The organism is Curtobacterium sp. LFS079 (assembly GCF_047977865.1).
Taxonomy (GTDB): domain Bacteria; phylum Actinomycetota; class Actinomycetes; order Actinomycetales; family Micrococcaceae; genus Arthrobacter.
The window spans coordinates 657,686-670,561 of sequence record NZ_JBFPFO010000001.1 but is presented as its reverse complement, the minus strand read 5'-3'; the positions used below and the strand labels follow the sequence as shown (position 1 = coordinate 670,561).

Annotated in this window: 15 protein-coding genes; all 15 read right to left on the bottom strand. The window is 66.1% G+C overall.

Annotated elements, in window-relative coordinates:
• Positions 1 to 100 precede the first annotated feature (100 nt).
• The gene (locus ACNQPB_RS03155; RefSeq protein WP_498748993.1) at positions 101 to 595 is read right to left on the bottom strand and encodes a hypothetical protein; all 495 of its coding nucleotides are present in this window, start codon (positions 593 to 595) and stop codon (positions 101 to 103) included.
• Positions 592 to 1,695, bottom strand: coding sequence for a WXG100 family type VII secretion target (locus ACNQPB_RS03150; protein WP_498748991.1), 1,104 nt, complete (start codon positions 1,693 to 1,695; stop codon positions 592 to 594). Before ACNQPB_RS03150 ends, ACNQPB_RS03155 begins: the two co-directional genes overlap by 4 nt.
• A gap of 71 nt (positions 1,696 to 1,766) precedes the next feature.
• Complete coding sequence (locus tag ACNQPB_RS03145) at positions 1,767 to 2,675, bottom strand: tRNA pseudouridine synthase A (RefSeq protein WP_498748990.1); 909 nt, start codon at positions 2,673 to 2,675, stop codon at positions 1,767 to 1,769.
• A 32-nt stretch (positions 2,676 to 2,707) separates the two neighbouring features.
• The gene (gene rplQ / locus ACNQPB_RS03140; RefSeq protein ID WP_498748988.1) at positions 2,708 to 3,262 is read right to left on the bottom strand and encodes a 50S ribosomal protein L17; all 555 of its coding nucleotides are present in this window, start codon (positions 3,260 to 3,262) and stop codon (positions 2,708 to 2,710) included.
• Positions 3,263 to 3,325: 63 nt separating this feature from the next.
• Positions 3,326 to 4,336 (bottom strand): DNA-directed RNA polymerase subunit alpha, encoded by a 1,011-nt coding sequence (locus ACNQPB_RS03135; protein ID WP_011692778.1) that lies wholly within the window; start codon positions 4,334 to 4,336, stop codon positions 3,326 to 3,328.
• A 136-nt stretch (positions 4,337 to 4,472) separates the two neighbouring features.
• Positions 4,473 to 4,874: a 30S ribosomal protein S11 gene (gene rpsK, locus ACNQPB_RS03130; protein ID WP_021472435.1), complete on the bottom strand. Its 402-nt coding sequence runs from the start codon at positions 4,872 to 4,874 to the stop codon at positions 4,473 to 4,475.
• Positions 4,875 to 4,918: 44 nt separating this feature from the next.
• Positions 4,919 to 5,296, bottom strand: a complete 378-nt coding sequence (gene rpsM / locus ACNQPB_RS03125) for a 30S ribosomal protein S13 (RefSeq protein ID WP_011775569.1) — start codon at positions 5,294 to 5,296, stop codon at positions 4,919 to 4,921.
• Between the two features lie 199 nt (positions 5,297 to 5,495).
• On the bottom strand, positions 5,496 to 5,609 hold the full coding sequence (gene rpmJ, locus ACNQPB_RS03120) for a 50S ribosomal protein L36 (RefSeq protein ID WP_011775570.1): 114 nt from the start codon (positions 5,607 to 5,609) through the stop codon (positions 5,496 to 5,498).
• Between the two features lie 67 nt (positions 5,610 to 5,676).
• Positions 5,677 to 5,898: a translation initiation factor IF-1 gene (gene infA, locus ACNQPB_RS03115; RefSeq protein ID WP_009358723.1), complete on the bottom strand. Its 222-nt coding sequence runs from the start codon at positions 5,896 to 5,898 to the stop codon at positions 5,677 to 5,679.
• 210 nt (positions 5,899 to 6,108) lie between these two features.
• Complete coding sequence (locus ACNQPB_RS03110) at positions 6,109 to 7,074, bottom strand: P1 family peptidase (protein ID WP_498748985.1); 966 nt, start codon at positions 7,072 to 7,074, stop codon at positions 6,109 to 6,111.
• A gap of 102 nt (positions 7,075 to 7,176) precedes the next feature.
• Positions 7,177 to 8,232 carry a sugar phosphate isomerase/epimerase family protein gene (locus ACNQPB_RS03105; protein WP_498748983.1) on the bottom strand — a complete coding sequence of 352 codons (1,056 nt, stop codon included), beginning with the start codon at positions 8,230 to 8,232 and terminating at the stop codon, positions 7,177 to 7,179.
• An 85-nt stretch (positions 8,233 to 8,317) separates the two neighbouring features.
• Complete coding sequence (locus ACNQPB_RS03100; protein WP_498748982.1) at positions 8,318 to 9,952, bottom strand: ABC transporter substrate-binding protein; 1,635 nt, start codon at positions 9,950 to 9,952, stop codon at positions 8,318 to 8,320.
• Position 9,953: 1 nt separating this feature from the next.
• Entirely contained in the window at positions 9,954 to 10,799 is an 846-nt protein-coding gene (locus ACNQPB_RS03095) for an ATP-binding cassette domain-containing protein (RefSeq protein WP_498748981.1), read from the bottom strand.
• Complete coding sequence (locus ACNQPB_RS03090; RefSeq protein ID WP_498748979.1) at positions 10,796 to 11,857, bottom strand: ABC transporter ATP-binding protein; 1,062 nt, start codon at positions 11,855 to 11,857, stop codon at positions 10,796 to 10,798. The genes ACNQPB_RS03095 and ACNQPB_RS03090 overlap by 4 nt, the downstream gene beginning before the upstream one ends.
• Positions 11,857 to 12,873 carry an ABC transporter permease gene (locus ACNQPB_RS03085; RefSeq protein ID WP_498748978.1) on the bottom strand — a complete coding sequence of 339 codons (1,017 nt, stop codon included), beginning with the start codon at positions 12,871 to 12,873 and terminating at the stop codon, positions 11,857 to 11,859. The genes ACNQPB_RS03090 and ACNQPB_RS03085 overlap by 1 nt, the downstream gene beginning before the upstream one ends.
• Positions 12,874 to 12,876 lie beyond the last annotated feature (3 nt).

Sequence of the window (12,876 nt, the reverse complement as noted above, 5' to 3'; positions counted from 1 at the left end):
CCACACCGACCACCCGGTACCCAGAGCCGCAGTGGTCATCCCGACCCCCTTCCGGTACCCAGAGCCGGAAGGGGGTCTCTCACGTCCGGGAAGTGGCCGCTCAGCGCCCCGTCGGCAGTTGGTAGACGGCCACGTAGACAGTCCCGGCCTCGGACGGCGGGACGACCACCCGGAAAGCCGGGCCACGCCCGGAGTCCGAGTCCTTCGAGCAGAGAGTGGAACCCTCCTCCAACTCGGCGCCCCGGAGGACCTTCGCGTCCTGTGCGCCGATCTTGGCATCCGGGCTGACCATGGCGCCGGCCGATTCGCACACAGCCATCATCCTGGCTGTGCCGGCCTTGAAGCTGGTCAGGGACGCGTTCTCGAATGGCTCGAGGGGACTGTCGTCCACAGTGATGTCCCTTGCGTCTTCCGGCAGTGAAAGCCCCACCGTTTCGAAGAGGGAAAGCGCGACGGCGCGTGCATCGGCAGCTGCCGTGGATTCGGTTTCCATGTCTGTTCCTGTCGTCGTGGTCGGCGGGACGCCTGCGGGTGCAGCGCAGCCGGCAAGCAGGATGCCAGCCATGGCCAAGGGCGCCAAGGTACGCCTGTTCATTTCACGCTTCCCGAGCCGTGGTGTGTGGAGGATTCACCGGTCATGTTGTAATTCTGTGCGATTCCCACTTGGTTAAGCCTTCCAAGCTGTTCATCGGACACGTTAAGCGGCCCAATATCCGTGGACTTGCCGCCATCCCAGTTGTACCGGTCACGGTAGCTCACGGTGGTCTCTGTCTTGTACGTCCATTCGCCGCCGGGTGTGCTGGGCGGATACACCGTTACCTGCCCTTGGGTGCTGTAGCTGATGCCGCCGCTGGCGTAAAACCAGTCCGCACTTTCTTCCTTGCCGATGTAGTAACCCTTCCAATCGGTGTTCACTGGATAGGTAACCGGCCCGGTCGCGCCGGTGTTGTGGGCGTCCTGAACGGCGCGCTTGGCAAGGTTCTCGATGTCGGCATCGGCTTGGTCGGAAAAGTCCGGACAGTCTTCGAGTATCTGGTCCACATCCTGTTCGAGCGGCTCGCCGGAGTTTCCCAGGAAGTGCAGCAAGTTCCGGGAAGCGTTCGGAATCAGCGGCGTCGCGGCGTTGGCAGCCGCTTCTACTCCCAGTTTTGTGGCGTGATCGCCGAATCCGGCGTCCTCGGAACCGTGTTCCTGCGAGTCCGGATCCGATTTCCAGGGAGGGGCCTCGGGCTTGGGAACCGATTCTCCGGGCACCGGAGCTCCGAGCCCGCCGGGATAGGCGTCGTCACCCGGTGTCTGTCCACCGGGGTCGCCACCCGCGCTGCCGCGTCCGGTGCGTGAACCGGCAGAACCCCGGGACTCATCCCGGCGATCGCCCTTGCCGGTTCCACCGCCGTCGGACCCACCGCCATCCTTGCCCCCGGCGCCCTGGCTGGCCTTCTCCTGTTCATCGGCGTTGGCCTGCAACGCCTTGGACGCTTGCAGCAAGCTCTGCACAACAGATTTGGAGCGCGGCATCAGCTCGCCTTGCCAAGACTGCCGAAATCCCTGCATGTCCGGGCCCAGCCAAGAGCCCGGCGCGTCCAGCAAGGAGGACAGCGTCCGCACGGAGGAGCCGATCCGGTCGGCGCTCTTGGCCATCTGCTTCGCGAGGGCACGCAACTGCGCAGGGTCAGCGCCCACAAATTGAGTCATGGCTGCATCCTGCCAAGATCGCCTGCAAACGGCCATGGGCAGGACTTCCCGTGACGGCGGCAGGAGAAAAACTACTCCCGTTTCGCCCGGGTCAGCTCGGCCCGGGCGAGCAGCTCGCCGTCGGCCGGATACGCCACATGCTCCAGCACCAAAGGGTGGGGCGCGGCGAGCACCGACTTCGCATCCCGGACCCCGGCGAGCAGGCGTTCGTGCATCCACTGCGGGGTTTCCAGGCCCTCCCCCACGCGCAGCGCCGCCCCCACCAGGGACCGCACCATGTTGTGGCAGAAGGCGTCAGCCTGGACCCTGGCCACCAGCACGCCGTCGACGCCGCGCTCGAATTCGAATGCCTGGAGTTCCCGGATGGTCGTGGCGCCCTCCCTTGGACGGCAGTATGCCCGGAAGTCCTGCAGCCCCAGGAGCTCGGCTGCGCCCTGGTTCATGCGGGCTTCGTCCAGGGAGGCCTTGTGCCAGAGGGTCAGTCCCCGCAGCAGCGGGTCCCAGCGTTCCGGGCCGTCGGCAATCCGGTAGCTGTAACGGCGCCACAGCGCCGAAAACCGGGCGTCGAAGCCCGACGGCGCCGGGCCGGCGTCGTGAATCTCAATGGCACCGCGAATTCCACCAGCACCGTGGTGCCCCTCCAGGACCCTGCCGAGCGCACCGCGCAGCTTCCGCTGCAGGGCTGCAGCCGGCTCGTACAGTCCCCCGCGGGACAGCCGGGACCACTCCTCCGCAGACAGGTCCACATGGACCACTTGACCGCGGGCGTGCACGCCGGCGTCGGTGCGGCCCGCCACGGTGACACGCACCGGCCGGCGGATCACCAGCTCCAGAGCGGACTCCAGGCAGCCTTGCACGGTGCGGAGTCCCGGCTGCACGGCCCAGCCGCTGAACGGGCCGCCGTCGTAGGACAAATCCATCCGGATACGCAAGAACCCACCACCCCCGGAAACGGGGGCAGCGGGTTCTTGTTCGTTCATGGACCCAAGTCTATCGGGAAGAATTCAGCGAATTACTTCTCGTCCTTGGCAGCCTCTTCGGCCGGAGCCTCGGCAGCTTCCTCAGCAGCCGGAGCCTCTTCGGTCTCGGCAACCTCGGCCTCAGCAGCTTCGGTCTCGACGACCTCTTCAGCGGCAGCTTCCTCAGCAACCGGAGCAGCCTTCTCGGCGGCCTGGGTGGCTTCGGCTACAACGGCCTGCTTCGGGGACAGCGGCTCGAGAACCAGCTCGATGACAGCCATGGGAGCGTTGTCGCCCTTGCGGTTGCCGATCTTGGTGATGCGGGTGTAGCCGCCATCGCGGTTCTCCACAGCCTGCGCGATGTCGGTGAACAGCTCGTGGACAATGCCCTTGTTGCTGATCAGGCCGAGAACGCGGCGGCGGGAGGACAGGTCGCCACGCTTGGCGAAGGTGACCAGGCGCTCTGCGTACGGCTTCAGGCGCTTGGCCTTGGTGACCGTGGTGGTGATGCGCTTGTGTTCGAACAGCGATGCTGCCAGGTTCGCGAGCATCAGGCGCTCGTGAGCCGGACCGCCTCCGAGGCGCGGACCCTTAGTGGGGGTAGGCATAGTAATTTCTCCTGTAATGAAGGCCGTACTGGTCCGTCCGGGACCCGATGGCCAAGATCTGTGTTAGAGCTCGTCGTCGCTGAACGCGGCGTCGTCCTCTTCGATGGCTGCGGCGCGGGCTGCAAGGTCGAAACCGGGAGGCGAGTCCTTCAGGGACAGGCCCAGTTCCACGAGCTTTGCCTTGACCTCGTCGATGGACTTGGCACCGAAGTTGCGGATGTCCATCAGGTCAGCCTCGGAGCGGGCAACGAGTTCACCCACGGTGTGGATGCCCTCACGCTTGAGGCAGTTGTAGGAACGGACGGTCAGGTCCAGATCCTCGATCGGCAGTGCCATGTCGGCAGCCAGGGCTGCGTCGGTGGGCGACGGGCCGATCTCAATACCTTCAGCTGCGGTGTTCAGCTCGCGGGCCAGACCGAACAGTTCCACCAGGGTGGTGCCTGCGGAAGCAACGGCATCGCGCGGGGCGATGGCCTGCTTGGTCTCGACGTCGACAATCAGCTTGTCGAAGTCGGTGCGCTGCTCAACACGGGTGGCTTCCACGCGGAAAGTCACCTTCAGGACCGGCGAGTAGATCGAGTCGACCGGGATGCGGCCGATCTCGGAGTCGCCGGACTTGTTCTGAGCTGCCGAAACGTAGCCGCGGCCGCGTTCGATGGTCAGTTCGAGTTCGAACTTGCCCTTCGAGTTCAGCGTGGCAATGTGCAGATCCGGGTTGTGGAATTCGACGCCGGCGGGCGGAGCAATGTCCGCTGCCGTGACGACTCCGGGACCCTGCTTGCGCAGGTACGCGACAACCGGCTCATCGTGCTCGGAGGACACGGAGAGGTTCTTGATGTTCAGGATGATCTCGGTGACATCTTCCTTGACACCCGGAACCGTCGTGAACTCGTGCAGCACGCCATCGATCCGGATGCTGGTAACAGCGGCACCGGGGATGGAGGAGAGCAGGGTACGGCGGAGGGAGTTGCCGAGGGTGTAGCCGAAGCCCGGTTCCAGCGGTTCAATGATGAAACGCGAGCGGTTCTCGGAGACTACTTCTTCAGACAGAGTGGGGCGCTGTGCAATAAGCACTTAGGTTTCCTTTCGGCGAGCATCCGCTATATGACGCAACACAGGTGGTGGAAATCGGCTGGTTTCCGGAGCTGCCGGCCGTGCCGGACGGACAGAATACTGTCCGACGGCGGCACGGCCGGCCGCAGCGGGTCAACTAGACGCGGCGGCGCTTCGGCGGGCGGCAACCGTTGTGGGCGCTGGGGGTGACGTCCTGGATGGAGCCAACCTCGAGGCCAGCGGCCTGCAGCGAACGGATTGCGGTCTCGCGTCCGGATCCCGGGCCCTTGACGAAAACGTCGACCTTGCGCAGACCGTGCTCCTGGGCGCGCTTTGCAGCAGCCTCGGCAGCCATCTGGGCAGCGAACGGGGTGGACTTACGGGAGCCCTTGAAGCCAACCTCACCGGCGGAAGCCCAGGAGATCACAGCACCGGTCGGGTCCGTGATGGACACGATGGTGTTGTTGAAGGTGCTCTTGATGTGCGCCTGGCCGAGCGCAATATTCTTCTTATCCTTGCGACGCGGCTTACGGACCGCTCCACGAGTCTTGGGGGGCATGTTTTCTCCTACAGAAAGTTATCGGGTGAAGGCAAGCGCTATTTCTAGCGGCCGGCCTTCTTCTTGCCGGCGACGGTGCGCTTCGGGCCCTTGCGGGTACGAGCGTTGGTCTTCGTACGCTGACCGCGTACGGGCAGGCCCTTGCGGTGGCGCAGGCCTTCGTAGCTGCCGATCTCAACCTTGCGGCGGATGTCGGCGGCTACCTCGCGGCGAAGGTCACCCTCAACCTTGTAGTTGCCCTCGATGTAGTCACGCAGCTGGACCAGCTCGGCGTCGGTGAGGTCCTTGACGCGGACGTCAGCGCTGATGCCGGTGGCAGCCAGGGTTTCGTGTGCACGGGTCTTGCCCACGCCGTAGATGTAAGTAAGCGCAATTTCCAACCGCTTTTCGCGGGGAATGTCTACGCCAGCGAGACGAGCCATAGTGGCGGTACTCCTTGAATAAACCGGAGGTCGTAGGCAGTACACCCACACTTTCAGTGTGGCCCCAGCCTCCGACCGGGGGTTCGCTGTCCGGGCTCTGTGTAGCTCAATGTCCCAGCGCAGCTTGTGCTGCCTTTATTTACTTGCGTGGGCACAGCCCAGGTTTGCCCTTGCGGGCGCTGATTCCCTTTGCGGGGAATTAGCCCTGGCGCTGCTTGTGGCGCGGGTTCTCGCAGATCACCATGACCCGGCCATTACGGCGGATCACTTTGCACTTGTCGCAGATCTGCTTAACGCTCGGCTTGACCTTCATGGCGTTCCTTTGCGTGTTGCAGGTGGTCTGCTGGAACGGCGTGGGCTACGCCCTGCCGTCCAGCAATTTACTTGTAGCGGTAGACGATGCGACCACGTGTGAGGTCGTAAGGGCTCAGTTCCACCACTACGCGGTCCTCAGGGAGAATCCTGATGTAGTGCTGGCGCATCTTCCCCGAGATGTGTGCGAGAACGATGTGCTTGTTGGTCAGCTCAACGCGAAACATCGCGTTGGGCAGAGCCTCGGTCACAACGCCCTCGATCTCAATGACCCCGTCCTTCTTGGCCATATCCTCCGCTAACTGTTGTTTGCCGCAGTCCTTCCCAAGGGAATCCCTGCGGACGTTTTTGGGTTTTCGGTTGCCGCTGCCTTCCCCTCAACGGACCCGGAAATCCGGATCTGTAAATGGGCGTGGCTGTGCAGACAACCAACAGACAACACTACGCCAAAGCGGGCGGAATGTTAAATCCGCTCATGCTAGCGCAGGGGCATCCTGCTGTCACCCCTGCCGGCCGCCCCCTCCCGCGGCGAAAGCGGGGAACTCCCCTGCCGGCGTCGTAATGGTTTCCGCTGCGGCGACGCCGTCCAGGATGGCCAGCCGCACCGCTTCCGCGGCTGCGCTCTGCAGCGTGATCAGGGAAATCTGCCGCGCCTGTTCCGTGCTCCGGTCAAGGGCCACGGCGCCGGTCGCCAGCGCGAAGACGGTGTCGCCGTCGGCAAGGGTATGGGAGGGATTGAGGGCCCGGGCGAGTCCGGCGTGGGCTGCGCCCGCGGTGCGCTTGCATTCCGCCGGGTCCAGGGCCGCGTTGGTGGCGACGACGGCGAGGGTGGTGTTCGGCTGAGACGTTTCCGGTGGGTCCACCGGCACCCGTTCTCCGGCCGGAAAACCCAGTGCGTTCACCACGGCGATGGCGCCTACCACCACGGGACCGTCCGGGGAAATGCCATCGAGGGTGAGCGACGCCGTGCCGACCCCGCCCTTGAAGGCGCCCCTGCCGAGCACCGCTCCGGTACCGGCCCCGGCGTTTCCGCGGACGACGTCGGCCTGCTCGCCGGATGCGGCCGCGGCGGCTGCCGCCTCGTAACCCATGTCCGCGCCGGGCCGGGCGGCGAAGTCCCCGCCGCGGCCGAGGTCGAAAATGGCAGCAGCCGGAACGATCGGCACGACGCCGCCGGGCACCGCGAAGCCACGGCCCTGCTCTTCGCACCAGCGCTGGGCGCCGTGCGCTGCGGCCAGTCCGTAGGCGCTGCCGCCGGTCAGCACCACCGCGTCCACGGTGGGCACCAGGGTGGTGGGGTCGAGGGCATCGGTCTCGTGGGTGCCGGGCCCGCCACCCCGCACATCCACCGAGCCCACGGTTCCCGGCGGCGGCAGCACCACTGTGACCCCGGACAGCCAGCCTTCGCCGACCTTCTGGACCTGCCCTACGCGGATTCCGGGAACATCGGTGATCTTGGATGCCATGAGGACATTGTGCTCCACGGCGGCCGGGAATACGCACGAACGTACACCTGCGACCCCTTCTGCAGCAGATTTGGGGACGCAGGTGTACGTTCGCGCTCATGGTCAGCGGGTGGTGACGCCCTCCGAGATGCCGAGCCGGGCGAGGGAGGCACGCAGCGCCTGGGCCGACTCGAGGATGAAGCGTTCGCCGTCGTACGGGATCGCGCGGAGTTCCGTCAGCGGGAGCGCCTCGCCGCGGTCCACGCGCGCCTGGAATCCGGCGGCCATTTCGCGGATCCGGGCCACCTCGGCCGGGTCCAGGTCCGGGTGCACGGCAAGCCACTCCGGATCGTCCAGGCCGATCGGCAGGTGCAGGGCGGGGCCGGCGTTCTCAATGGAGAGCGGCAACTCCGGGTTGGCCGCGTGCAGGATGCCCAGAACGGCGTCCCAGTCGATGGAGCCTTGGCCGATGGGGGCGAAGATGCGCCCGAACACGCCGTCCTGCTCGCCGAGCACGAAGTCCCTGAGGTGCGTGGCACGGGTATAGGGCGCCACGCGCCGGGCCGCCGCCACGGGATCCTCGCCGCGCACCACCACGTTGGCGGTGTCGAAGGTGACTCCCAGGACGTCCGGGCCCACGGATTCGACCAGGCGCACCACCTCGTGGCTGGTGATCTCCTCGTGGGTCTCGATGTTCAGGTGCACACCATGTTCGCGGGCCACCGGGGCGAGCAGGCGCAGGAACTTCTCGATAGCCACCAGCTGGTCCGGCCAAGGGGCGTCCGTGCGGAAGCGATCGAAGACGTAGTAGCCGGGCATGCCGCGCTGGTAGTTGGCGCAGGCCACCCACAGATCGGTGACGCCGGCCGCCTCGTGGGCCGCCTCGATCATCCTGACCATCCCCCGGGTGTAGTCGCCGTCGCCGAGACGGCGCACTTGGGGCGCCTCGGAGGCCGCATAGGGGTTGACCTTGGCCAGGCCCATCTGCAGGTAGAGGCCCAGTTCATCGGCGCAGGAGCGCACTTCGGCGAGCAGGCCACGGTCCAGGGTGGGCGAAACGTCCATCACGGTACGGAAGTAGACGCCTTCCATGCCCATTGCGTGGGCGCGTTCGAGGATACGGACTGCGGAGTCATCCGCCTCGTGGGGAATCTTGCTGCCATCAACACCAATTCGCATTTTTCTTGTCCTTTAGCTGGTTCCGGATGTCTTGTGGTGCCCGCGCGGGAGCCGGACAGACCGGTCCCGCACGGGCTGGGCGCCGCTAGCGCCCCCAGTTATAGAAGGAGAATGTCGGCGAGTACTCGAAGTGCTTGACCGAGCCCGAAAGCACCGCCGTGAACTGGGCACGGTAGAGGATGATGGTGGGCGAGTTGGCCCGCCACGCGTCCACCAGCGCGTTGATGTACGGCAGCTGCGAATCCAGGTCGGAGGCTGCGTTGAGCTTGTCCATGAGCTCGGGGGTTCCGGGAATGCAGATGTGCTGGTTGTTGAAGGTGCTGCCGCAGGTCATCTTCTTGCGTAGCTCGTACGCGGCCACCACGCCGCCGGTTTCAAACAGCAGGGCCGACTGGTACTTGCCCGTATTGAACCTGGTGGCGAAGGCGGTGGGGGTCTGCGAGTCGATGTTCACGCGCACCCCGATGTCCTCCCAGGAGGACTTGAGGATGGTCGCGAGCGTGGACACGCCGGGCGAGGAGGGGTTGATCATCAGGTCGATCTGCGGATCCTTCAGCCCTGATTCCCTGACCAGCTCCCGTGCCCGGTCCGGGTCCAAGGGCCGGGGTACCGAACGCTTGGCATCGAAGCCCGGGATGCCGGGAACGAAGGGGCCATAGAAGCTGTCCGCGTAGCCGTAGGCGACGCTTGCCTTGATCTGCTCGTACGGCACGGCGTAGGTGAGTGCTTCCCGCAATTTCGGATTGGCCGTGGTGCCCGAGGAATTGTCCAGGGACACTGTCACCGGTGCGAAGGCCGGAGCCGTGGTGACACGGCAGCAGTCCTCCTGGCTCAGCTGGTGCACCACGTAGGGCGGCAGGCCCAGCGTCACATCGGCTTCGCCGCGGCGGGCCTGCAGCATCAGCGTGGGGATCGAGGTGATGAAGTTGACCCGCACCTGTGCTTCCTTGGCCGGTGCTCCGTAGTAGTTCGGGTTCCGGGTAAGGACGGCGTAGTTGTTGGCCACGTACTCGTCCAGCACGTAGGGGCCGCTGCTGCCGGCAGTGTGCGACGCCAGCCACTGGTTGGGCACGCCCTTCTTATCCTCGCCGTGCTCCTTGATGACCTTCGGGTCATAGATCGAGCCGCGGCTCTGGGCCAGGGTCACCAGGATGGCCGGGTAGGCCCGGGAGAGCTCCAGGCGCACAGTCTGCGGGTCCACCACGACGACGTTGCTGATCAGCGGCGGATCCGTCAGGCCGATCTGCAGGCCCAGGGCCCCGCAGCCGCCGATGGTCAGGTTGCGCATGATCGAGTACCGCACTGCTTCGGCGTCCAGCGGGTTGCCGTTGGCGAATTTCGCCCCGGGGTGCAGGGAGAAGGTGTAGGACTTCCCGTCCGGGGAGACCTTCCACGAGGTGGCCAGGTCGCCCTTGACCCGCTCGGGCTCGTTGATGGCCACGAGCGTGCCATCCTGCTGGGGCGCTTCGTCGAGCCGGACCAGGCGGGCGTAGAAGTTGGTCGCGAAGCTGTTTTCGTTGCCCGCGCACACGAATGCGGGGTCGATGTTGGTCAGGGACGCGGCCCAGTTCACGGTGAAGGGCCTTGCGCCCGCGCCGGAAGGCGCCGCGGGCTGGGCACAACCGGCGAGGGCGAGCAGGCCCACGGCGGCGAGCGCCGCCGTCGTCCGCTTCATGGCTGCCGTCTTGCCTAGCGCCGTCCATTTCGGGAGGGTCAACATGTCACTTTCCTTCCATGGCGTCGGCCGTGCCCGCCGGGGCGAGCGCCTTCGCCCGCCGGCGGGCACCCGGCACGGCATCCAGCAGCGCGCGGGTGTACGGGTGGGTGGTGTTGTCAAAGACGTCCGCGGAGGTGCCCGCTTCCACGATCTCCCCGGCGTTCATGACGGCGATGTTGTGGCTCATGAGCCGGGCCACCGCGAGGTCGTGGACGATGAAGAGGTAGGTCAGGCCGAGCTCGTCCTGCAGGTCGCTGAGGAGGTTGAGGACCTGCGCCTGGATGGAGACATCCAGGGCGCTCACGGGTTCGTCCAGCACCACAAGGTCCGGGTTCAGGACAAGGGCCCGGGCGATCGCGATGCGCTGGCGCTGGCCGCCGGAGAACGCGAAGGGGTAGCGCTGGGCCTGCTTGACGCTGATTCCCACCCGGTCCAGGACCTCCGAGACCCGGCGCGAACGTTCGGCCGGATCGGTGACGCCGTGCACGATGAGGGGTTCCTCCACGAGGTCCGCCACGGTGAAGCGGGGGTCGAGGGAGCCGTTGGGGTCCTGGAAGACCATCTGGATCCGCCGGCGCATCCTGCGCATCTCAGGCTTGGAAAGGGTGGTGAGGTCGACGCCGTCGAACTCGATCAACCCGCTGTCCACGCCGGTCAGGCCCATCACACAGGCGGCGGTGGTGGACTTGCCGCTGCCGGACTCCCCCACCAGGCCCAGGGTCTGGCCGCGGCGCAGTTCGAAGGAGACATCGCGCAGGATCTGCGTGCGGTGCCGGTTTCCGATGCCCTTGGCATAGGACTTGTTCAGCTTCTCCACCCGCAGGAGCGGGGCGGCGCTTGCGATGCTCATGCTGTCTCTCCCTGGGGGTCGTAAGCGAAATGGCAGCGGACGACGGCGCCATTGGACAGGGTGCGCGGCTCCGGCCTTTCGATCGCGCAGCGTTCCTGGTCCCGGCCGATCGGGCAGCGTGGCGCAAAGGGGCATCCGGGTTCATCCACCGAGAGGTCAGGCGGGGAACCCGGGATGGCCGGCAGCGCACCGCGCCGGGCGGTGGCGGGGTCGATGACGCAGTCCAGCAGGGCCTTCGAATACGGGTGGCCCGGCGAGGCGAACAGCGCCTCGGTGCTGGTGCATTCGACGAAGCGCCCGGCGTACATGACGTTGACGCTGTCGCACAGTTCTTCGACGATGCCCAGGTTGTGGGTGATCATCACCAGGGCGTTGCCGCGTTCATCGCAGATCTTGGCCAGCAGGTCCAGCACCTGTGCCTGTGTGGTCACGTCCAGTGCGGTGGTGGGCTCGTCCGCGACCACCACGGAAGGATCATTGGCGATGGCCATGGCGATCAGCACGCGTTGGCGCATGCCGCCCGAGTACTGGTGCGGGTAGTCGGAGATCCGGCGGGCGGGCTCGTTGACGCCCACCTCGCCGAGGAGATCGCAGGCCAGCTTCCGTGCGGCCCTGACGGACACGTCCTGGTGCACCCGGATGGTTTCGACGAACTGGCTGCCGATGGTCTTCAACGGATCCAGTGCGGCCATGGGGTCCTGGAACACCAGTCCGATGTCCTTGCCGCGGATCCTGGAGATCCCGGCGTCGTCCAGGCCGACGATTTCCTTGCCGTTGAGCTTGACGCTGCCGCCAACCACGCGGCCCGGCGGGGGCACAAGGCCCATCAGGGACATGGCCATGGCGGACTTTCCTGATCCGGATTCGCCCACGATCGCCAGCCGCTGCCCCTTGCGCAGGTCAAAGGAGACGTCACGGACGGCATGCACGGTTCCCAGCGCCGTGAGGAAGTCGGTGCGCAGGCCGCGGACGCTGAGTACAGGGCCTCCGGACTCAGGGCCAGGGCCGCCGTCGCCCGCTACTCGGGGTGCGGGAAGGGAGAGTGCGTTGCTTTGCATCAGCGTGCTCCTACTCGGGTGCGGGGATCGGCTGCGGTCATGAGGAGGTCGGCCAGGAGGCTGACCACCACGTAGAGGACGGCCGCCAGCAGGAGCACGGCCTGGACCACCGCGAAGTCCTTCTGGATGATGGCGTCGGCAGTCATGGAACCAATGCCGGGCCAACCGAACACCTTCTCCACCAGCAGGCTTCCGGCGAGGAGGTCGGCGAAGAGGAGGGAGGCGGCCGGCAGCAGGGACAGCAGCCCATGCGGTGCCACGTGCCGGTTGTAAACCGGGAACCGGCGCAGGCCATGGCTCTGGGCGACGGCTACGAAGGTTTCCCTGAGGGTGCCCCGCAGCTGGTTGCGGTAAAGCCTGCTGAGGAAGGCGAAGGGGCCCAGTGCCACGATGGTCGCCGGCAGGAGCAGGTGCCACCACGCGTTCGCGAAAGTGCCCCATTGGCCGGCCAGGAGGGAGTCCACGGTGAACATCCCGGTGACGTTCGGCGGCTTATGCATCCCGGGTGACAGCCGGCCCTCCGGTCCCGGAAAGACGCCGAGCTGGATGGAGAAGACCATCAGGGCCAGCAACGCGATCCAGAACGGCGGCGAACCCATGGCCAGCGAAGAGGCGAAGCGGACGGCCTGGTCCGGCCACCGGCGTCGTGAATAAACCGCGAAGCTTGCGGCAAGCACAGCGGCCACGATCGCGATGATCACGGACAGCAGCCCCAGTTCAAGGGTCGCGGGAAGCCGCTGCCCCAGGAGGGTTCCCACGCTGTTTCCGGTGCTGTACGAGAAACCGAAGTCGCCACGGAGCAGGGAACCCATGTAGTTGCCGTACTGGACCAGGAGGTTGTCATCCAGCCCCATGGACTTGCGCAGGGCGGCGATGGTTTCCTCGGTTGCGGTGTCGCCGGCGATGGCCCGTGCCGGGTCGCCGGGGACTTTGCGGAGCAGTACGAAGGTGAAGATCGATGCCCCGAAGACGGTGGCCAGGGCCACGCCGAGGCGTTTGAGAATGGTGCTGGTCATCGC